General features: G+C 56.7%; 19 protein-coding genes. 12 read left to right on the top strand and 7 right to left on the bottom strand.

What is annotated here, in order from left to right:
- From A3K90_RS04235 to A3K90_RS04250, 4 genes are all read left to right on the top strand, one after another.
- The coding region (locus tag A3K90_RS04235) for a PstS family phosphate ABC transporter substrate-binding protein (RefSeq protein ID WP_303681325.1) at positions 1–875 on the top strand (875 nt) is incomplete at its 5' end.
- A complete protein-coding gene (locus A3K90_RS04240) occupies positions 872–2,146 on the top strand; it encodes a diguanylate cyclase (protein ID WP_303681326.1) in 1,275 nt (424 codons plus the stop codon). The genes A3K90_RS04235 and A3K90_RS04240, both read left to right, overlap by 4 nt.
- Positions 2,136–3,395: an ABC transporter permease gene (locus A3K90_RS04245; RefSeq protein WP_303681327.1), complete on the top strand. Its 1,260-nt coding sequence runs from the start codon at positions 2,136–2,138 to the stop codon at positions 3,393–3,395. Before A3K90_RS04240 ends, A3K90_RS04245 begins: the two co-directional genes overlap by 11 nt.
- On the top strand, positions 3,392–4,663 hold the full coding sequence (locus A3K90_RS04250; protein ID WP_303681328.1) for an FtsX-like permease family protein: 1,272 nt from the start codon (positions 3,392–3,394) through the stop codon (positions 4,661–4,663). Before A3K90_RS04245 ends, A3K90_RS04250 begins: the two co-directional genes overlap by 4 nt.
- Here the strand turns inward: A3K90_RS04250 and A3K90_RS04255 are convergent.
- Positions 4,660–5,655, bottom strand: coding sequence for a GTP-binding protein (locus A3K90_RS04255; RefSeq protein ID WP_303681329.1), 996 nt, complete (start codon positions 5,653–5,655; stop codon positions 4,660–4,662). The two genes, A3K90_RS04250 and A3K90_RS04255, sit on opposite strands and share 4 nt — an antisense overlap.
- Positions 5,649–6,110, bottom strand: a complete 462-nt coding sequence (locus A3K90_RS04260; protein ID WP_303681330.1) for a GNAT family N-acetyltransferase — start codon at positions 6,108–6,110, stop codon at positions 5,649–5,651. The genes A3K90_RS04255 and A3K90_RS04260 overlap by 7 nt, the downstream gene beginning before the upstream one ends.
- A gap of 129 nt (positions 6,111–6,239) precedes the next feature.
- Between A3K90_RS04260 and A3K90_RS04265 the strand changes: the two genes are divergently transcribed.
- The 3 genes from A3K90_RS04265 to fetB are packed head-to-tail and all read left to right on the top strand — an operon-like array spanning position 6,240 to position 8,372.
- Positions 6,240–6,935: a TMEM165/GDT1 family protein gene (locus tag A3K90_RS04265; RefSeq protein WP_303681331.1), complete on the top strand. Its 696-nt coding sequence runs from the start codon at positions 6,240–6,242 to the stop codon at positions 6,933–6,935.
- Entirely contained in the window at positions 6,919–7,590 is a 672-nt protein-coding gene (locus tag A3K90_RS04270) for an ATP-binding cassette domain-containing protein (protein ID WP_303681332.1), read from the top strand. The genes A3K90_RS04265 and A3K90_RS04270 overlap by 17 nt, the downstream gene beginning before the upstream one ends.
- Positions 7,587–8,372, top strand: coding sequence for an iron export ABC transporter permease subunit FetB (gene fetB / locus A3K90_RS04275; protein ID WP_303681333.1), 786 nt, complete (start codon positions 7,587–7,589; stop codon positions 8,370–8,372). Before A3K90_RS04270 ends, fetB begins: the two co-directional genes overlap by 4 nt.
- Before the next feature lie 116 nt (positions 8,373–8,488).
- Here the strand turns inward: fetB and htpX are convergent, their stop codons facing one another.
- Positions 8,489–9,364 (bottom strand): protease HtpX, encoded by an 876-nt coding sequence (htpX, locus tag A3K90_RS04280; protein WP_303681334.1) that lies wholly within the window; start codon positions 9,362–9,364, stop codon positions 8,489–8,491.
- Between the two features lie 140 nt (positions 9,365–9,504).
- Positions 9,505–10,359, bottom strand: a complete 855-nt coding sequence (lgt, locus tag A3K90_RS04285) for a prolipoprotein diacylglyceryl transferase (RefSeq protein ID WP_303681335.1) — start codon at positions 10,357–10,359, stop codon at positions 9,505–9,507.
- A gap of 124 nt (positions 10,360–10,483) precedes the next feature.
- Between lgt and A3K90_RS04290 the strand changes: the two genes are divergently transcribed.
- The 5 genes from A3K90_RS04290 to A3K90_RS04310 all read left to right on the top strand — a co-directional run bounded on the left by A3K90_RS04290 (position 10,484) and on the right by A3K90_RS04310 (position 17,368).
- Positions 10,484–11,680, top strand: a complete 1,197-nt coding sequence (locus tag A3K90_RS04290; protein ID WP_303681337.1) for an ATP citrate lyase citrate-binding domain-containing protein — start codon at positions 10,484–10,486, stop codon at positions 11,678–11,680.
- Between the two features lie 64 nt (positions 11,681–11,744).
- Positions 11,745–13,577: a citrate/2-methylcitrate synthase gene (locus A3K90_RS04295; RefSeq protein WP_303681338.1), complete on the top strand. Its 1,833-nt coding sequence runs from the start codon at positions 11,745–11,747 to the stop codon at positions 13,575–13,577.
- A gap of 221 nt (positions 13,578–13,798) precedes the next feature.
- The gene (locus tag A3K90_RS04300; RefSeq protein WP_303681339.1) at positions 13,799–15,538 is read left to right on the top strand and encodes a 2-oxoacid:acceptor oxidoreductase subunit alpha; all 1,740 of its coding nucleotides are present in this window, start codon (positions 13,799–13,801) and stop codon (positions 15,536–15,538) included.
- Positions 15,531–16,394 (top strand): thiamine pyrophosphate-dependent enzyme, encoded by an 864-nt coding sequence (locus A3K90_RS04305; RefSeq protein WP_303681340.1) that lies wholly within the window; start codon positions 15,531–15,533, stop codon positions 16,392–16,394. The genes A3K90_RS04300 and A3K90_RS04305 overlap by 8 nt, the downstream gene beginning before the upstream one ends.
- Positions 16,391–17,368, top strand: coding sequence for a phosphate acetyltransferase (locus A3K90_RS04310; protein WP_303681341.1), 978 nt, complete (start codon positions 16,391–16,393; stop codon positions 17,366–17,368). The genes A3K90_RS04305 and A3K90_RS04310 overlap by 4 nt, the downstream gene beginning before the upstream one ends.
- Here A3K90_RS04310 and A3K90_RS04315 read toward each other — a convergent pair.
- The 3 genes from A3K90_RS04315 to A3K90_RS04325 all read right to left on the bottom strand — a co-directional run bounded on the left by A3K90_RS04315 (position 17,343) and on the right by A3K90_RS04325 (position 21,086).
- Entirely contained in the window at positions 17,343–18,275 is a 933-nt protein-coding gene (locus tag A3K90_RS04315; protein ID WP_303681342.1) for an NAD(P)H-binding protein, read from the bottom strand. The genes A3K90_RS04310 and A3K90_RS04315 overlap by 26 nt on opposite strands.
- Before the next feature lie 669 nt (positions 18,276–18,944).
- Complete coding sequence (locus A3K90_RS04320; RefSeq protein WP_303681344.1) at positions 18,945–19,844, bottom strand: hypothetical protein; 900 nt, start codon at positions 19,842–19,844, stop codon at positions 18,945–18,947.
- A 120-nt stretch (positions 19,845–19,964) separates the two neighbouring features.
- Positions 19,965–21,086: an ABC transporter permease gene (locus A3K90_RS04325; RefSeq protein ID WP_303681345.1), complete on the bottom strand. Its 1,122-nt coding sequence runs from the start codon at positions 21,084–21,086 to the stop codon at positions 19,965–19,967.
- Between the last annotated feature and the right edge of the window lie 12 nt (positions 21,087–21,098).

Genomic DNA, 21,098 nt, shown 5'->3' on the forward strand with positions numbered 1-21,098 from the left:
TGTGTGACGTGACACTAGGACTTCTTCTGGGTTCCTGCAGCGACAGCAGCATCCCTGAAAGCCCCATAAGGGGCGAGATGCGGCTTGTTGCCGACCCCGGCCTTCTCAGCCCGGCTTCGATGCAGTCCGAACTCTTCACCCGCTACTATCCCGACGCCCGCATCGTCACCATCGGTGCCGACAGCCTCTCAGCCCTCAACAGCCTTCTCTCCGGTCGCTCTAAGGCGGCTCTCTCACTGCTTTGCCCTTCCCCCGACCTCAGAAAGCGTACTCCCTTGCTGAGGGTTGAGCCGGTTGCCCGCGACGCCGTTGTGCTCGTCGTCAATGAAAACAGCCCGCTCACGCACGTCTCAAAAGAAGCAGTCTTTCAAGCCTTCAGCGGCATGCGTGCTGACGGGGATAATGGCCTGCTGCCGCTGATTGCTGCGGACGACACCGTCCTTCGGGAACTCCTTGATGGCGGTGATGCCCTCAAAGGCAGGAAGCTGCAGGCGTATGGGTGCAGGAGCCAACAGGAGATGCTGCAGCGTGTGGCCGGTGACAGGCATGCCGTCGGCATCATCTTGCGCTCTGTGTACCTCGGGGAGAAGGCCTCTCATTCTGCACCTGACAACCTCAGACTGCTCGCAGTTTCAGCCGATACCGGGCGTACGGGCCCCGTCGCCCCCGATCCGGAAAATATCCTCAACGGAAGCTATCCCTTTGTCGCAGAGGTTTGCTATATATATTACTCGGGAGAAGCTCTTCCGGCAGGGTTCGGCGCATGGCTGTCGGCCGAAGGCCAGAAGGCCTTTGAAAACGGCCCTCTTGTTCCTTACCGCCAAAGGGTGCGTACCATCATACTCTCAGCAAAACCAGCTTCCGACCCCTTATGAACGATCTGCTGAACCGCAAGAAACGCTCTCCGCTCCTGGTCATCATCCTTGCCGGTGCCATCGGCATTCTGGTGGTCATTGCAGGAACGGCCGGGTTCATATTCTTTCAGGGACGCATTATCGATGAGGTCGAAAAAAAGCAGGAGTGCTACTTCAATCTCGTCGAGTTCAAGGCAAAGGTGACGGGAGCCGGCATCGAGCAGGCAGGGGACGAAGCATCGGGGATCGATCCGGGCGGACTTGTCCTCAAGGCGGAGCAGCAGGACCGGATTCTGCGCTTCATGTACGAACGGCTGGCTGGCCAGATGGAAGATGCCTGCCTGAAACATGTCCCCGTCGTTCCTGTCCCCTCTGTTGCTAACAGCGAACTGGTCCTGCTCCAGCTTGATTCGGCCATCGAACGGGTGAAATCCGAAGCACGGGAGGCAATGGAGAGGCTGGTGCTCTTCACCCACCTGTTCATCTTTTTCATCCTTGCGCTTCTCCTCAGCCTGAACTTCGTGGCAGGCTGGATGCTCCATTACAACTACCGCCTTACCCTCATTCCCCTACGGCAGCTGGCCGACCAGCTGAAGCTCATCAACCGCGATATCCCCGAAAGCATCCATGACACTGCCGAAGAGATGAAAAAGGAGCTGACGGCCACGGCGCATTCGCACGACATCACCCAGATTACCGAGTCGATCATGAACTTCTGCGGAGATATCGAGGCGAAGAACAAGAAACTCGACGAAATCTTCATCCGGGACGAAAAGACCGGGCTCTACAACTACCGCCATTTCAAGGAGCATCTGATCATCGACGTCGAGCGGGCAAAACGCTTCCACTCCAACGTTTCGCTCGCCATGATCGACATCGACCACTTCAAGCTGTACAACGATGCCCACGGCCATATCGCCGGCGATCATGTTCTGGAAATCCTTGCAGGCATCATCAAAGAGGAGAGCCGGCTCTCCGACATCCCTTCGCGCTTCGGCGGGGAGGAGTTCGCCATCCTGTTCCCCAAAACCGATGCAGCAACAGCACTCGACATTTCCGAGCGCCTCCGCAAAATCATCAGTGCGACACCGGTCCCGCATGAACACCACCAGCCCTCCGGGCAGCTCACCGTCAGCATCGGCATCGCAACCTTTCCCGATGATGCCTCCGACTGGTACACCCTCATCAACAATGCCGACCGTGCGCTGTATGAGGCCAAGGCACAGGGTCGGAACAGTGTGGTGACATTCAGCGCTCTCAACCTGCAAGAGGGTCCGCCCGATGAAGCCTGAGTTCTATATCGCAGGACGATTCGCATTCAAGCGCCGTTCTGCAACACGGCCGACCTTCATCATCCTCATTGCCGTCATCGGCATAGCCGTCGGCACAGCAGCACTCATCCTCACCCTCTCCGTTGTGAAGGGGTTTGCTTCAAGCATCGAAGTGAAGCTGATCAGTTTCAGTTCTCACATGCAGTTCCGCCAGCCCGACAGCCAGCTGTTCAGGGAACGCCGTTCCGAAATGCAGCAAGTCCTCAATGACCCGGAAACGGTTTCCGGCGGCCCGTTCCTTGAAAAGAATTTCATCCTCAAGAGTTCCGCCGGAGCCAGGGGGGAGCACGGCCCGGCAGGCCCGGTCATGGTAAAGGGGACGGATGAGGGGGAGCGAGGGCTGTTTCTCGGGAAGTTCCTGCGGGAGGGGAGTCTGGACGCTACCCCGGAAGATGGCACCATAGGGCTGTACGCCGGCAGAACTCTGGCTGAAAACCTCAGGCTGAAACCCGGTTCGAGGGTTATGCTGGCAGGTGTATCAGGCGTTTCCTCCGGAACGGAAGGGGGCGGCATGCTGGAACTTCTTTCATCTCTCGACCTCGAGGTCGGAACCATCCGCGGCATTTACGACACGGGGCTGCAGGAAGGGTTCGACGATTTCATGATGATCGCAGATCTCCGGACCATGCAGGACCGCTTCAGCCCCGGCATGATCAGCGGCTATGAAGCCAGGGTCCGCCACCCCGAACTGCTCTCCGGCACGGTGGAAAGGATAGCCGGTGAGCTCCGATACCCGCTATACGGCTACACTGTGTTCGAGCGCTACCAGAACCTCTTTGAATGGCTTCGTCTCCAGAAGAACCTCATGCCGCTGCTCATCGTGACCATCACGATCGTGGCCGTCTTCAACATCATCTCCACGCTTCTTGTCCTCATCATTGAAAAGACCCGGGAGATCGGCATGCTCTCGGCGCTCGGCCTTGAACCCGGCCGCATCAGCAGGGTGTTCATGGTACAGGCCTTCCTCACCGCCATGGCAGGCATACTGCTCGGCAACCTGCTTGCGCTTCTGCTTACGATTTTCGAACTGCGGTTCCATCTCATCACGCTGCCCGAGAAAAGCTATTTCATCAAGCATGTGCCGCTCATCATCGACCCTGCCGACTATCTTGCGGTATCACTTGCGGTTCTTTTGCTGACACTTCTCTTTGCTTTCATACCCGCAAGGATTGCCGCAGCCCTCAAACCGGGCATGGCCCTCAGCTCATGAAAAAAGCTGGCACAACACTCCCTCCGGCCCTCTGGATCGCCCGTCGTTTCAGCTTTGCCCGGAAACGGTTCAGGGTGATCAACATCATCTCCTCGATCAGCCTCCTTGGCATCATCATCGGCGTCAGCACGCTCCTGGTCGTCATGAGTGTCCTGAACGGGTTTCAGAAGCTTGCCCGCGACATGTTCCTCTCAATTGACAGCCCCGTGCAGCTCGTATCGAAAGAAGGCCGCCCGATGCCTTACGACCAGTCGCTCCTCAGTGCACTCCGGCAGGTGGATGCCGTCGGCTCGGCAGAGCCGTTTCATGAAGGGGATGCCATCCTTGTCGCCGGCGGGGTGAGCGAACTGGTAAGACTCAAAGGGCTCTCCGAGCCGGCAGGGCGGCGCCTTGAAACCCTCACCGCCGCATCCCGTCCTTATTTCACCAGCGGGAGCATCTCGGTAGGGGAGCTGCTTGCCTACCGGACAAGGATCATGGCAGGGGACCAGGTCCGGCTCTTCAGTCCCGAGCTGATCTCGCTCGGGCTTGAATCGCTCTCCGAACCCTATCTGATGCCGGCTCTCCGGATTCCCGAACCGGGCATCTCTTCACTCTTTTCACTGCAGAAGCTGTTCGACGACCGGTATGTCCTTGCCCCCATGGATCTGGCTTCAAGCGTCCTGCTTATACCGAAAGGAGAGTGCAGCGGCATTGACATCAGGGCACGCGAAGGGGTGGGGCATTTGCGCCTCAACAGGGAACTCTCCAGGTGGCTCCGGCACCGGGAGGGGGGAGGCACGCTTGAGCTGCAGACGCTGGAGAGCCGCTACCGCGACATCTTTGCCGTCATGGAGCTTGAAAAATGGGTGAGTTTCGGGGTGCTTATGCTGATTGTGCTCGTCGCATCCCTCAGCCTGACGGGGGCACTTGCCATGACGGCCATCGACAAACAGGAGGACCTTTTTTCACTGCGCTGTCTCGGCTTTGAGGGCAGTGGGCTTCAGTCGATATTCATGCTGCAGGGCGCACTGACCGGCATTGCCGGTACGCTTGCCGGGTCCGGTCTTGCATGGATCATCTGTTTTCTGCAGGAGCGGTTCGGTATGGTGCAGCTTCCATCAAAAAGCGCATTCATCATCGACGCCTATCCTGTCGAGATGGTTGCGGGTGACTTTCTCATCGTCGGACTGGCATCGATCGGTCTCTGCCTTCTGGTGAGCATCCTGCCTGCACGCAAGGCCGCCCTCATGGCCGAACGGCGCTCACGAGACCTGTTGAGCAGCTAAGCTGTCTTTAGGCAGCACCTGAGCTGTTGATCAAGATCCAGAGCCGCAAGCGGCAAGTCGTTTATCACCTCAAGGCGGGAAAACCCGGCCGCCGGGGCACCCCTCAGCGACAGCTCCCCCTCGACGCCGTTGAAAGCCATCCACCCCTCACGGCACCGCAGAACGCCCTTTACCCTCATAGAAAAAAGGTTACCGAAAAAACGTGCAAGCATTTCCGCATCGAAGCAGAAATCCGTGCCGATGCGCCACCCGGCCGTAAAGAAGCCCTCACCTCTGCCCTCCAGAAGAAGCCACTCCTGTTGACCGCCATCTCCGGGTTCATCCGGAAGAGCGCACGGAGCGCGATGGCTGTGCCGATGGGCGTCAGGAGTTCCTGCCGTCCGGCCGGAGGTACGGGGGAGATCAAGAAGATCAAGCTCTATCTGTCCGTATGCAGTTTCCCTGAGGGCGGTTTTAGGGGGTTGCACCTTCTCGACATATGCACGGAGGGCCTCACGGTGACAGGCGTCAAGAAGGTCCGGCTTGGTGGAGACGATGACATCGGCAAGACTGAGCTGGTCCATGAACGCTGGGTGGGCGGTATGGCGCTCACTGCAGAGGTTTCTCGAATCGAGAAGGCAGATGACGGCCTTCAGATCAAGCACCTCCCGGTAAAACCCTTCAGAGAGGGTCCGGATGACCCGCAGCGGATGGGCGATGCCCGTCGGCTCTATGAGGATGCGCTCAGGCTTTGTCTCGCGGATGAGCCGGTTGAGAGCGGTTTCGAAAGAGGGGCCTGCTGTGCAGCAGAGGCATCCGCCCGGCACCTCCCGTATGGTGGCTGTTCCGGACTGCGAAGCCAGCAGGCTGTCGACGCCGATGCGGCCGAACTCATTGATGATGACGGCCCAACGCTCCTCTGCAGGCTTTATCGAAAGGAGGTGGTTAATGGCCGTTGTTTTGCCTGAGCCGAGAAAGCCGGTGATGATGGTGGCGGGGATGTTCTTCAGCACGATTCATCGATCGTCTTTCTGAATACCTGCATCGTTGAAGGCTGGAAGCCCCTTGAACGATAGAATGCCTGCGCTTCAGTGTTGCACTTGTCCGTGAGGAGGGTTATGCGCCCGAGGCCCTCAAGAGCTGCGGCCTCGATGGCATGGTCGAGAAGGAGAGCGCCGATACCTTTTCTCCTCCATCGGGGCTCAACCACCATATCTTCGAGGAGTGCAACCTTTTTACCCTGAAACGTGCTTACAGTAGTGAGCAGGAGCACCATGCCGACGATCTCTCTTTCAATCTCGGCAACGAACACCCTGCCGGAATCAGGACGGGCGATGATCATCCGGAGCCCGTTCTGCTGACGCAGGGGATCGGGAGAAAACTCTGTTTCCTCTGAAAAAAGTATTTCGAGCAGCCTCGTGCATGCCTCGATGTCTCCTTCTGCTGCGCTTCGGATCCGGGGTGTCATAATGGGGTCCTGTCTTGCATGGTTTACTCTGCCAATCGGGTGCCGGATAGAATATACTTCATGAATTTGTGTTATTTTCACCCGTCAATTCCAGACTATGCTATTCAATAAATCCTTGACCCCCATTCGATGGATGCGTTCTGGCTATCGCTCATCATGATTTTCCTTGCCGAACTCGGCGACAAAACCCAGCTGGTAGCGCTGACACTTGCAACCTGCTACAACACATGGACGGTGCTCTGGGGGATTTTCTGGGCCACGCTCCTCATTCACGTGTTTTCGGCCGGAATCGGCTGGTTCATGGGCGATCTTCTGCCGGTCGACTGGATCCGGTTCGGTGCTGGCGTGGCGTTTCTTGCATTCGGGTTCTGGACCCTTCGGGGCGACCATCTTGACGATGAGGACAGCGGTACCTGCCGCCGCACCCTGAACCCCTTCTGGCTGGTGTTCGCAACCTTCTTCATGGCTGAACTCGGCGACAAGACCATGCTCTCCACCGTCACGCTGGCAGCGACGGCCCCGTTCATCCCGGTATGGCTCGGCTCAACGGTCGGCATGGTACTCTCGGACGGCCTTGCCATCATAATCGGGCGTATGCTCGGCAAAAAGCTCCCGGAAAAAGCCGTCGGCATCGGAGCTGCCGTGATCTTCTTCCTCTTCGGCCTTTACAGCATGTATGAAGGAGGCTCTGCCTTCCCGCTCTCAACATGGGCTGCGGCTCTCGGCCTCATCGCCCTCATCGGCTGGCTGTTCCTCCGCCCCAAACCGGCCTCCAGATCCAGCAATCAAACCACCGGGGAGGGCTGCGATGGCACCAATCCTTGAAATCCGTGATCTCTCCTTCACCTATGAAGGCGCTCAATCGCCGATTTTCGAGCATCTCTCCCTCGCGGTGGAGGAGGGGAGCCACATCCTCCTGAAAGGGGCGTCGGGTACCGGAAAATCAAGCCTGCTCCGCCTCATCTGCCGGCTTGCCTCCCCCACATCCGGAACCATCCTGTACCGCGGCGAACCCATCACCGCCATCTCCCCTCCCAAACTCAGAAGCGCCATCGGCTACGTAGCCCAGATACCACGGATGACGGACGGATCGGTAAAAGAGAACCTGCTCCTGCCCTTCACGTTCGCCCTCAACCGGGAGCGCAGGAAGCCCGATGAAGATGCACTCCGCCGGATGCTCAGTGATTTTTATCTTGACGACCTCAAACTCACCCATCCCGCACTGAAGCTCTCGACCGGCCAGCAGCAGCGACTTGCCCTCATGCGCACCCTCCTGCTCAAGCCCGATCTTCTCCTGCTCGACGAGCCTACATCGGCACTGGATGCCCTGAGCGCCAGAATGGTGTTTACCATAATGGAGCGGCTCAACACCCGCGAACAGAAAACCCTCGTTACCGTCACCCACAGCGACTATCGTCCTTCCGGTGCCCACGTTGAGCTGTATCTTCTCCAGAACCGCACCCTTACACGGCAGCCATGACGTCCATCATAGACATCTCCATCGGCCAGCTCCTGCTTGCGCTTGTCTTCATCCTCCTTGCGCAGCTCTCCTCGTTCATCTTCCAGCTCAGTCTGCACCGGGACATCGCCATCGGCACGGTGCGTACGTTCGCCCAGCTGTTCCTCATGGGATACGTACTGACTTATATCCTGCACTCCGACAGTGTCTTTTTGGTCATCGGGGTGTTCGTCGTCATGGTCTCCTCGGCCATCTTCATCATCAAGGGCCGGGTGAATGAAAAACAGGTTGCCTACCTTCTGCCGACATTCATCACCATGCTGCTCAGTTATTTTGTGACAGCGGTGTTCGTCTCCGGCCTCATCATCGGAAGCTCGCCATGGTGGGAACCACGCTATTTCATTCCGGCCGGCGGCATGGTCATCGGCAACTCCATGTCGGCACTTGCCATCTCCATAGAGCGATTTTTCAAGGATCTCCGCCAGGAGCGGGAACTGGTCGAAATGAAGCTATGCCTCGGTGCCGGTTACAGGGAAGCGAGCGCCGAACAGTTCCGTGCAGCGGTGAAAGCGGGCATGATCCCCTCCATAAATGCCATGATGGGCGTCGGGCTGGTGTTCATCCCCGGCATGATGTCCGGCCAGATCCTGGCGGGTGCCGATCCAATGATCGCCATTCGCTACCAGATTGTGGTCATGCTCATGCTGGTGGGGGCAACGGCGGTCAGCTCCGTTTCGGTGATGCTCCTCATCCGCAGGCGCTGTTTCGGCAGCGGGGAGGAGCTGCTCCTCACAAAAGAGTAATGAGCTGCAGAAAGGCTGCGACCCGAAGAAGTCTTTGCGGCAAGAAATAGAAAAGCCCCGTCGTGCTGCACGGGGCTTTTTCTATTCCTTGCCATCCGGGTTCTGGAACCGGGGCCTCAGCGTGCTGATTCAAGAGCTGCGATCCGGGATTCAAGAGGGGGGTGGCTGCTGAAGAGCGCCATCATGCCGCCACCGGCAATGCCGCTTGCCGCCATCTCTTTAGGCAGTTTGCCGGCCTCAAGGCTCCCGAGTGCACGCAGAGCCTCAATCATCGGGCGGCGGTCGCCGATCAGGGCTGCGGCACCGGCATCGGCCCGGAATTCACGTTTGCGCGAGAAGTACATGACAACGATGCTTGCCAGGATGCCGAAGACTATTTCAAAGGCAATACTGCTGATCCAGTAGCCGATGCCCGGACTGCCCGACTCGTCCTCGTCCCTCCTGAGGAAGCTGTCGAGGGCGTAGGCAAAAACGCGCGCCAGAAAAATCACGAAGGTGTTGACGACACCCTGGATGAGGGTGAGGGTGACCATGTCGCCGTTCTGGATATGGGCCACCTCATGAGCCAGTACCGCTTCCACCTGTTTGCGGTCCATGCTGCGGAGAAGACCGCTCGAAACGGCAACAAGCGACTTCGAACGGCTCGGTCCGGTCGCGAACGCATTGGGAGCACCCTCGTAGATTGCTACTTCAGGCATTGCAAGGTCAGCTTTTTTGGAAAGCTGACGGACGGTATTCAGCAGCCATGACTCTTCCTCGTTGGACGGGCGCAGGATAACCTGGGCACCAGTGCTCCATTTTGCCATGGTTTTCGACATCAACAGCGATATGAACGAGCCGCCGAAGCCGATGAGGGCGGCAAACGCCAGCAGCATGCCGAGGTCAAGGCCGTTCGACGTCAGAAACCGGTCTACGCCGAGAAGCCGGGCGCTGAAGGACAGCACCAGTATAACGGCAAGGTTGGTTATGAGGAAAAGAAATACGCGTTTCATCGTGGGGATCCTTTATAAGTGATAGAGTTATTTGTGAGGTTGTTGAGAGAGCAAAGGGTTTTATGCGTACCGATGATGCTATAACGAACGAAGGAGGTTCACCCGTTCCCGTCCTCGCATACTGTCCCCCAGGTGGGAGTTCATGCACTCCGCCCGGACCCTGCCTGCCGTGATGCCACGATGTATACGGCAACGGCCGCGAGCATCATCGATATGCAGAGCAGCTGGCCCATTGAAAAATCGAGGAACACGAATCCGAGCTGCGCATCCGGCTCCCTGAAATACTCGATGAAAAAGCGTACGAACCCGTACCCGAACAGGTAGACGGCCGAGAGGTAGCCGCTGAAAGGCGCCTGTTTCCTCAGCGTCCAGAGAATGCCGAAGAGCACGATGCCTTCGAAAAACGCTTCATACAGCTGAGATGGGTGGCGGAGCTCATAGGTCGGGGCAAGCGGGAAGTACATGCCGACTGCCGCATCGGTCACCCGGCCGTAAAGCTCTCCGTTGATGAAGTTGCCGATGCGCCCGAACGTATAGCCGAGCGGGACTGCGGGAATGAACAGGTCAACGGTTTCAAGGAATCCTTTCTTCTGTGACCGCGTGAATGCAAAGAGCGCTATGGTGACCCCGATGAGACCGCCGTGGTAGGACATGCCTGATATCCCGCTGAACGCGCATCCCTCTGCGGTTCCCATCCAGGGAAGCAGGGTACCCAGAGGATCGGCAATGAGGTCCGCCATGCCGTAGAAAAGGAGGTAGCCGATTCTTCCTCCGAGAATCACGCCCACCATCACCCAGGTCAGGGCATCGCCGATGAAGGGTTTCGTGAACGGCAGCTTTTCAGTCCTTATACGATAGTTGGCCAGCAGCCATACGATGGCAAAGGCGACAATGTACATCGTACCATACCAGCGGACGGCAAAGCCGCCGACGCTGAAGATGACGGGGTCCATCTGTGAGGGAAGGTGCTGCCACCAGCTGAGCAGAGTGTTCATTTTTTTACGGTTTTCCTGCTATTTACAACTGCGGAACTATTGTATCAAAAAAAATATCGTTAACTTTCAATCTTGCGCATTTTGTTGCATATCCATACCCATTAACACACAAAATACCGATAGAATGGCTAAGATACTTGAAGGGCCTGCCATGAAACTGTTCAACAAGTGGGGCATTCCCGTGCCGAACTATGTTGTCATCATGGATCCCGAACGCCTTATGCAGCTCGGAGAAGCTAATAAATGGCTCCGGGATTCGAAACTTGTCGTTAAAGCACACGAAGCCATAGGCGGACGGTACAAGCTGGGCCTTGTCAAGATCGGCCTGAACCTCGAAGAGGCGTATGAGGCAGCAAAAGAAATGATTGGCAGGGAGATCGGCACCGCCGTCGTCCGTCAGGTCATCGTCGCAGAAATGCTTGAGCATGACGCGGAATTTTACGTTTCAATCGCCGGCAACCGCGACGGCGCTGAACTCCTGCTCTCCAACAAGGGCGGCGTAGATATCGAAGACAACTGGGACACCGTCAAAAGGCTTTTCATTCCCCTTGACGAGACCCCTTCCCTTGAAAAGCTCACCGAAACGGCAAAGGATGCCGGGTTTAGCGGCGAAGTCGCAGAGCGCGTCGCCAAGATCGCCTCACGCCTTATCCTCTGCTTCGACAACGAGGATGCGCAGTCCATCGAAATCAACCCGCTTGTCATCCGCAAGAGCGACATGCGCTTTGCAGCGCTTGACGCAGTCATGAACGTCGACTGGGATGCCCGTTTCCGCCATGCGGACTGGGATTTCAAGCCGGTTTCCGAAATCGGCCGTCCGTTCACCGAAGCCGAGCAGCAGATCATGGAGATCGATGCACGCATCAAGGGTTCGGTCAAGTTCGTTGAAGTTCCCGGCGGCGAAATTGCCCTCCTGACAGCAGGCGGCGGCGCTTCCGTATTCTATTCCGATGCAGTCGTCGCACGCGGCGGCACCATCGCCAACTATGCAGAATACTCCGGCGACCCGGCCGACTGGGCTGTGGAAGCACTCACGGAGACCATCTGCCAGCTTCCGAACATCAAGCACATCATCGTCGGTGGCGCAATCGCCAACTTTACCGATGTGAAAGCGACGTTCAGCGGCATCATCAACGGGTTCCGTGCCAGCAAGGCAAAAGGCTACCTGGATGGAGTGAAGATCTGGGTGAGGCGTGGCGGACCGAACGAGAACCAGGGTCTTGCCGCCATCAAAAAGCTCGAAGACGAAGGGTTCGACATCCATGTCTACGATCGCACCATGCCGATGACCGATATCGTCGACCTTGCACTGAAAGCGTAAGGCCCCCGGTATCACTGAGGCAAAAGACACAGAAAACTTCTAACTTCATAAAACGGAACGTAACGTGAGCATAATTGCAAATAAAGACACAAGGGTTGTCATCATCGGCGGTGTCGCCGGTGTCAATGCCGCAAAGAGGATGGCGCAGTTCGACTTTCTCATCAACAGGCCTCTCTCAGTCCAGGCATTTGTCTATCCCCCCGAGAAAGGACAGCAGAAAGAGATCTACCGTGGCGGCGAACTGAACAACATTTCAGTATACGCCACCCTTCAGGAGGCTCTTGAGGAGAACCCGCAGATCAATACCGCCCTTATCTACCTCGGCGCATCACGTGCCGCCCAGTCGGCCAGGGAGTGCCTTGAGTCGAAGAACATCCAGCTGGTCTCCATGATCACTGAAGGTGTGCCGGAAAAAGACGCGAAAAAGCTTCGTGCCATGGCCATCAAGAGCGGCAAGATGTTCAATGGACCGTCCTCGATCGGCATCATGTCGGCAGGCGAGTGCCGTCTCGGCGTCATCGGCGGAGAGTACAAGAACCTCAAGCTCTGCAACCTCTACCGTGCAGGCTCGTTCGGTGTGCTGACCAAGTCGGGAGGCCTTTCGAACGAAACCATGTGGCTCTGCGCCCAGAACGGCAACGGCATCACTTCAGCCGTGGCAATCGGCGGTGACTCCTACCCGGGCACCGACTTTGTCACCTACCTTGAGATGTTCGAGAACGATCCCGAAACCAAGGCTGTTGTCATGGTCGGCGAAGTCGGCGGAACCCTTGAGGAAGAAGCCGCAGAGTGGTTCGGAGCAAAGAAGCGCCGCATCCGCCTCATCGCAGCCATCGGCGGCACCTGCCAGGAAGTACTGCCCCAGGGCATGAAGTTCGGTCACGCCGGCGCCAAGGAAGGCAAGAAAGGCCTCGGTTCCGCCCGCTCGAAAATCAACTCCCTGCGTGAAGCCGGCGCCCTTGTCCCCGACACTTTCGGCGGACTCTCGAAGGCCATCAAGCAGGTCTACCAGGAACTCCTCGCTGAAGGCTCCATCAAGCCGGAGGCCGAGATCGACGACGCGCTGCTCCCCGAGCTGCCGCTGAAGGTCCAGGAGATCATGAAGCAGGGTGACGTCATCGTCGAGCCGCTTATCCGCACCACCATCTCCGACGACCGCGGCGAAGAGCCCCGTTATGTCGGTTATGCCGCTTCCGAGCTCTGCGAGAAGGGTTACGGCATCGAAGACGTTCTTGCCCTCCTCTGGAACAAGAAGCTCCCCTCAAGGGAAGAGTCTGAAATCATCAAGCGTATCGTCATGATTTCCGCCGACCACGGCCCGGCAGTGTCGGGTGCTTTCGGTGCAATCCTCGGCGCCTGCGCAGGCATCGACATGCCGCAGGCGGTTTCTGCAGGCATGACCATGATCGGACCCCGTTTCGGCGGCGCCGTCACCAACGCCGGCAAGTACTTTGCCTACGGCGTCAAGGAGTTCCCGAACGACATCCCCGGCTTCCTCGCATGGATGAAGCAGAACGTCGGACCGGTTCCCGGCATCGGCCACAGGGTCAAAAGCCTCAAGAACCCGGACAAGAGGGTCAAGTACCTTGTCGACTACGTGAAGAACCACACCTCGCTCCATATGCCGATCCTCGACTATGCGCTTGAGGTTGAAAAAGTCACCACCTCGAAAAAGGACAACCTTATCCTCAACGTCGACGGCACCATCGGCTGTATCCTCGTCGATCTGGACTTCCCGGAGCAGTCTCTGAATGGATTCTTCGTCCTGGCCCGTACCATCGGCATGATCGGCCACTGGATCGACCAGAACACGCAGAACGCCCGACTCATCAGGCTCTACGATTACCTGATCAACTACGCGGTGAAAGACGAACGCGAAGTGCCCGAGAAGAAGTAAGCTTCAGGCAGTCGCACCGGCAGTATCATAAGAGCAGGACTTTCGGGTCCTGCTCTTTTTTTTTCTCTTTTCGAACAAGGAACTAATTGAGGGCGTTGAATGATTCAGGCATGAGTGGAAAAAGAATGAATGGATAGATCTTGCCGATCCCCCCGGCAAAGCCATGTATAGAGAGATGATACCTATCTCTTACAACCATGTGTCCCGGGGGAAATCGAGTCATGCTGCAGGATGAACTCTCAGTCGTATTTGAAGGTGCCGCCGGAGAGGGCCTTAGAGCCATTGCCGATATACTCGCCACTGTCATCAAGGACTGCGGTTACCATATTTCTGTATCCCATGAATACATGTCCCGGGTCAGAGGCGGAAGCAATACCGCACAGCTCCGGATTACGAAGCACCCCCGGACTGCCTATACCCGCCGCATAGACATTTTCCTCGGTCTTTCACCCCATGCAGCTTCGTGCCTCAGGGAACGGGGCGAATCGAGAACCGTTGGGGTTATTGAGGTATCAACAGCCGAAGTCCAATCAACAGCCGAAGTCCAATCAACAGCCGGAGGTTCTGCCACGGGGACCCTGGTGGCGACTCCTTTTAAGGCAATGGCTAAAGAGGCTGGAAACAGCCGGTACCTTAACACTATTGCCGGGGGCATTCTCCTCGGAATGATCGACCTGCCGCTGAAGCCGTATATCGAGCGCCTGCAGACGGCATTTGCACAAAAAGGGGAGCGGGTAATGACCGGAAACGCCCGGGCCGCGTCTCTTGGCTATGACTGGGGCAAGGCGCATCCGGCCCCGGAGCCGCTGTTCCCTCCACCGATTGATCCCGAGCTGGCAGGGGAGCTTCTGCTCCTTAGCGGAACGGCGGCCTGCGGAATCGGAGCTGTTGCTGCCGGATGCAATTTCATAAGCTCTTACCCGATGTCCCCGGGTACAGGCCTCCTGACTTTTCTGGCTGCAAAAGCTGAATCATTCGGCATCGTAGTGGATCAGGCGGAGGATGAGATTGCCGCCATCAATGCCGGTATCGGGGCCGCTTATGCCGGAGCCAGAGCGATCGTGAGCACTTCGGGAGGAGGATTCGACCTCATGCAGGAGGGCCTCAGCCTTGCCGCCATGACGGAAACGCCCATCGTCATCCATCTTGGCCAGCGTCCGGGACCCGCGACGGGATTGCCGACCCGCACCGAACAAGGAGACCTCTCGCTTGCCCTTTATGCCGGCCACGGGGAGTTTCCGAGGATCATCCTTACCCCCGGCTCGCTTGCCGAACTTGTCATGGCCATGCAGCATGCATTCAGCGCCGCAGGATGTTACCAGGTGCCGGTCATCATTCTCACCGACCAGCATCTGCTCGACCTCTCCACAACGATTCATCGATCTGAAATCCATCGCATAGGCCATTATGCATCCATTGTCGAAACCGGGTGCGGTTACCGCCGCTATGCATTTACGCCCAATGGCATCAGTCCGCGTGGGGTTCCCGGGTATGGGGAGGGGATTGTACGGGTCGATTCCGATGAGCATGATGAATGGGGACTCATAACCGAAAGCTTTTCCATGCGCCGCCTGATGGTTGAAAAACGCCTCAAACGAAGAACCGCGCTGGCTCTGGCAGCACTGCCACCATCACGTTTCGGAAATCCTGAAGACGCCTCCTTGATAGTACTTGCATGGGGCTCTACCCGCAGTCTGCTTGATGAGGTCCTGCAGCGACGAAGCAACCCCGACATTGCCGGACTGCATTTCAGCCAGGCATTTCCTCTCTCCGCCGCTACATTCCGCCTGCTAAGCGGTAAACGGCTCGTGGTCATTGAAAACAACGCAACAGGTCAGTTTGCCGACCTTGTCGAAAGGGAGGCAGGCGTGAGGGTATCGCACCGCATCCTCAAAGCCACCGGCGAGCCGTTCGCCGTGGAGGAGGTTGACGGGGCACTGGAGGAGATAGCCAATGCATGACTCCCTTGATTCGTTCGATATGCCGGGAACCACCGATATGGCGTGGTGCCCCGGCTGCGGCAACTACAAGCTTCTGGACTCCCTCAAGCGCGCCCTCACCCTGCTTGAAATCGACAGGACCCGGCTCGTGATGGTGTCGGGCATAGGCCAGGCAGCAAAAGCTCCCCAGTACATCAATGCAAACATGTTCAACGGCCTGCATGGCCGTGCACTTCCTGCAGCTCTCGGAATACGGCTTGCCAATCCCGAGCTCACCCTCATCGTGGAATCTGGCGACGGAGACATGTACGGGGAGGGAGGCAACCACTTTCTGCATGCCATCCGGAGAAATCCCGACATTACAGTCATCGTGCACAACAACATGGTCTACGGGCTTACCAAAGGTCAGGCCTCACCGACATCATGCCGCGCCATGACCACACCGGTTCAGGTGAAGGGTGTCGTCAGCGAGCCCTTCAACCCTGCAGCTGTTGCCATAGCCCTCAATGCCCCGTTCGTCGCCAGGGCTTATGCCGGCAATGAGGAAGAGACGACGTCCATCATCATGGAAGCCATCCGGTTCAAGGGAACAGCCATCGTCGACGTACTGCAGCCCTGCGTGGTATTCAACGCACTCAACACCTATACATGGTTCAGTGAGCATACCATCAGTGTGCCCGAGGACCATGACCCCGATGACAGGACAGCTGCCTTTGCGCTGGCGGTACAGGATGGGCCGATGCCGCTTGGTGTGCTGTACAGAAAAGAGGGGAGGGAGACGTATGAAGAGATGGTCTGCTGCGGACAGACGCCGCTGCATCTCTGCAAGGCGCCCGATGAGGTAGAATTCCAGAACATGCTCGACCGATACCGGTGAAAGAGAAAAAACATCCATTTCCTGTAGATGAACCGGCCGACATCCAGGTTCATCACCACACCCGCTTCCACAGCCTCCTGAAGGCCTGCAGCGGAAAGCCTCCGCTTGTGACTGCCGTGGTGCATCCTGTTGACGAGACCGCTCTCGGTGCAGCCAGCGACGCCAAAGAGGAGGGCCTCATCACGCCGGTGCTGGTAGGGCCCGAACGGCGCATCAGCGAAGCCGCCATGAAGGGCGGCATCGACATATCCGGCTGGAAGATTGTCAATACCCGCCACAGCCACGAAGCAGCAGAAAAGGCTGCTGCACTTGCTGCAGCCGGTGAAGCCTCAGCCATCATGAAAGGATCGCTGCATACCGATGAACTGCTTGCTCCGATTGTCGCGCATGCTTCGCCGCTGCTCACCGGGCGACGGCTTTCACACTCCTATGTCATTGATACGGCGGGCTACCATAAATGGCTCATTGTCACGGACGCAGTGGTCAACATTGATCCCGGTCTGCGGGAGAAAGCCGATATCTGCCGCAATGCCGTCGATCTCTGGAGATCGTTCAATACTTCGGGAGAAGATCCGAAAATCGCAGTACTGGCGGCAATTGAGTTCGTCAACCCAAGGATGGCTGCTACCCTCGACGCTGCAGCACTCTGCAAGATGGCCGACAGGGGGCAGATACAGGGATGCATCATCGACGGGCCTCTTGCATTCGACAATGCCGTCAGCAGTGAGGCTGCGGAACAAAAAGGCATCCGTTCCGCCGTTTCGGGCGATCCGGACATCCTCCTCGTTCCGAATATCGAGGCCGGAAATATCCTTGCCAAGCAGCTGACATTCATCAACCATGCCGATGCAGGCGGGGTAGTCTTGGGGGCAAAAGTGCCGGTCCTTCTCGCAAGCAGGGCAGACAGCCTACGCACCCGCCTCATCTCCTGCGCACTCGGCGTTCTCTTCAGGGATGCCGGGAAGTCCCGCTGAATGGCACCAGCTGGTCGCCTTGCCTTGCATACGCCCCCGCAAATTCAACAGCAAAGTCCTTCAGGCTGATTTTGCCCCTCGCTGCAGGCGGATGCAGCCGGTACTCCTCCGTCATTCTGCCTTCGCGAAGCGCACGCCCCATCTCCACGTAATTGGAGGCTGTTTCAGGTGAAAGGCCGCCCTCCAGCATCGATGCGAGCATTTCATCATCCGCCATATCGACCCAGCAGAGTCCAGCCATACCGATGGCGGAGCCGAGGATGCCGGCAATCACGTCCGGCTCGAGTTCTTCGCCGACTGCATACCTGACGCTTTTGGCGGTGAACTCAAGTTCCTTGAGCTCCATGGACACCATATTGGCGACATCGTCCGGATGGATGAGCGGCAGCGCAATACTCTTTCCGTAGTTTGCGGCAATGATCCCGGAGTGCCGGATCAACGGGATATCAGACAGGAAGTTTGTATGGAAAAATCCCGACCTGATATGCCGGACATGTACATCCTTGAGGCTGTTCAGCGATTCTTCGACAAAATGCAGGGCGCTGACCGGGCCGCAGCCCTCACGCAGGTGTGCTCCGATGCTGCTGAGGTTCACCACATGGCGGACGCCGGCCCTCTTGATGGCGTCGGCATAGTTGTCGCCGATATGGGCAATGTAATGCTTCCAGTTGTCTGTCTGGAAGTTGGGCGGAATCATGGTGAAGACGGCATCGGCTCCTTTGAAGGCAGAAGCCAGTGAGTCGAGGCTTTCAACGTTTCCGATAACGGCAGTTGCCCCCAGAGCCTCTATGGCTGCTGTTTTTTCAGCCCTTCTGCTCAAAACCCTGACCGTGTGTCCGGTCCGCACCATCTTTGCAGCAAGAGGCCTTGAGACATGTCCCAGAGAACCGGTAATAAGGTAGTTCATAGTTGTTTCATGATGTCGTTCCTGAAAACTGCCGTAGCGTAGTCTGAATAGACCGGCTTCGGATTACTTGAACTGATTATGAGGGCATACCAGAAAGAGGGGATCCTTTTCAGGAAGAGCTGAACAGGATATGACAAATGAAACGATACGGACAGGCAATCAATTCCTCAAGAAATGACCAATTTGCATGATTGAGTTTCGAAACGGATTCGCCAGTTCGTCTCTACTGAATTTCGCTCATTGGCTCTGCAGAGCTTTCAGCATATATCCGCAATGACACCCTTGCTTTGACACTTGATGGAAGCAAGCGATTCCCGTCGGTAAAAAAACTGCTTGCCTCAGTTCGCACCGACAGGCGAAAGTATGATGAGAGAGTGGTCCGGTGGGCTTTCAGAAATGGGAGGGTTAAGATAAGGGTGAAACGGATACAGACGGATCGTTCGTCTGTCCTCGTATTTGTTGTATAATATAAATTATGTAAAGCTGAATAATGGACCAAGTGATTCTGGTGGTATTTCAACCATGAATCATATGAATTGTATTGCAATTGCAACGCAAAACACGTAACACCATGAAATACCTGACAGGTATTCATGCAGCACAAACGGCCGTCCACTCCCTGCAGGAAAGGCCGGCCGATTGTTTTTACTTGCTTGAGTGAATCCGGACTTATTCCGTAATGGCTTTCATCATGTCCTTGATGTTGCCCGGTGTGCTCACGATCTTCATGAATGTGCCCATGGAGAGTTCCGGCCAGCTGAGTGCCAGGCGGTATTTGCCGGGCAGCATGGTGACGGTATTGCCTTCAAGAATGATTTCGTAGGGCATGGCTGCGATGTTCTCCTCACCGATTTTCGGCAGGAACTTTGCCTCTCCATCCTTCGGGTCATGCAGACCGACGCCTATGACGGCGATTTTCTTTGCAGGAAACACCAGCCGATAGACCTCTTTTGCATGGACATTGTTCTTCTTCAGGTGTCTGTCGATTGTTTCCAGACCCTTTTCAAATGAGCTGTAGGTGTTGAGCTTTTCTGGATCTCCGAAGTCCGGCATGATGATTTTGTACCGGTACTTCCAAAGTTTTTCGGCACGCATGCCGCCTCCAAAGCCGGTAAATTCGTTCCCAAGCGCTCCCATGGCCGCTTTCACGTCCGCAGTAACCGTGCCGAGTACTTTCTGATGCTTCGGGGTCTCCTTCCGGAGATATGCGTTGAAGAGATACGGAGGGTTCAGATAGGACACCGTGACTGCATGGTTCTTTTTCACCAGTCCGACCTTCAGGACTGCCGCCATGGCACCCCGGTCCGCCACCTTCACAGCTGCATTTTTAAGGTCCGTACGGGTATAGGCTATGACCCGAAGATTGGAATTGTTTTCGGGACTGTAGGATCCCAGGATTTCAAAACCCCGTGATTCAAGCGCTGCTTTAAGCTCGGCGGCAACCGTTTCCATGTTTTTCGACACATCACCGACCTTGATGTACGCCGGTATGTCAAGGGCGTGCTTTTCGGCCCTGAGCGGCGCTGATGCACCTATCAAAAGCAGGAGAATGATCCATAACTGTTTCATGTTACGAGTGTTGAAGGTTTTTCGGATTGTTACTTTTTCGATACCCTGTATCGATATATATCGATACATTAACAATCGTTAACATAATATCCAAACAGAAAGCATCCGGACCACTCAATTTCAGTTGGATACCTTGCGGTAGCGGTTGAGGGCGAGGGCCAGCATGAGGGCAGCATCCGCAGTCAGAATGGAAAGCGGAAGGGCGATGTCACGGATGCCGGCCCCCTTCAGCATGACTCTGCGCATGATGTCGACGAAATGCCGGACCGGATTGGCCATTGTCATATTCTGTGCCCAGTGCGGCATGCTTTCAATCGAGGTAAAGAGACCGCTCATGAGGGTGAAGATGACCATGAAGAACCATGCAATGAACATTGCCTGCTGCTGGGAATCGGTGAGGGTTGAGATAAGCAGACCCATGCCGAGCACCACCAGCATGTAGAGGGCGGCAACGAGATAGATGAGAGGGTAGCTGCCGAGCATCGGCACATCGAACCCTATGCGGGCAATGAGAAGCCCCAGGGTGAGTTCGCCGAGACCAATGATCCAGAATGGCAGGAGCTTGCCCGTAATGAACTGGTAACGCTTGAGGGGCGTCACATTGATCTGGTCGATGGTGCCGATCTCCTTCTCCCGGACGATGTTCATTCCCGACAGAAAGAGCCCGACCATGGTCACCAGAATAACAAGAATCCCTGGAACCATGTAATCGGAATAGCGGAGCTCGGGGTTGTACCAGGCGGAAGACTTGACGACGATCTCCCTGACAGCCGGCCCGCTCTGCATGCCGGGAAGGACGGCAGGCAGGGTGCGGTTGAATGCCTGGACGATCTCATTGGAATAGGCCTGGATGACTCCCGCCGAGAACCCGTCTTCGGCATTGATGACGAGCTGTACCCGGCTCTCCGCACCGCTCATGAGCTCTTTTTCGAAGTCTCTCGGGATAACGAGCACCAGGTCGGCTTTTCCGGCAACGAGCTGGTTGATCGCCTCACCTTCTGCAAATGACTCCCCGGTGAGCAGGAACCAGCCGGACCCGGTAAACTGTTCGCGGAACGCTCTGGACAGAGACGTCCGGTCAAGGTCCTGGAGATGGAATGCCACGTTCTTGACGTCGAAGGTCGCCGCATTCGAGAGAATAACCAGCTGGATGAAGGGCATGAGGAAAATGATCGGCAGCATGCCCCTGTTGCGGAATATCTGCAGAAACTCTTTCTGCAGCAGATACCCTATAGCCTTCATATCGACATGGTT

This window comes from Pelodictyon luteolum (genome assembly GCF_001622165.1).
Taxonomy (GTDB): domain Bacteria; phylum Bacteroidota; class Chlorobiia; order Chlorobiales; family Chlorobiaceae; genus Chlorobium; species Chlorobium luteolum_B.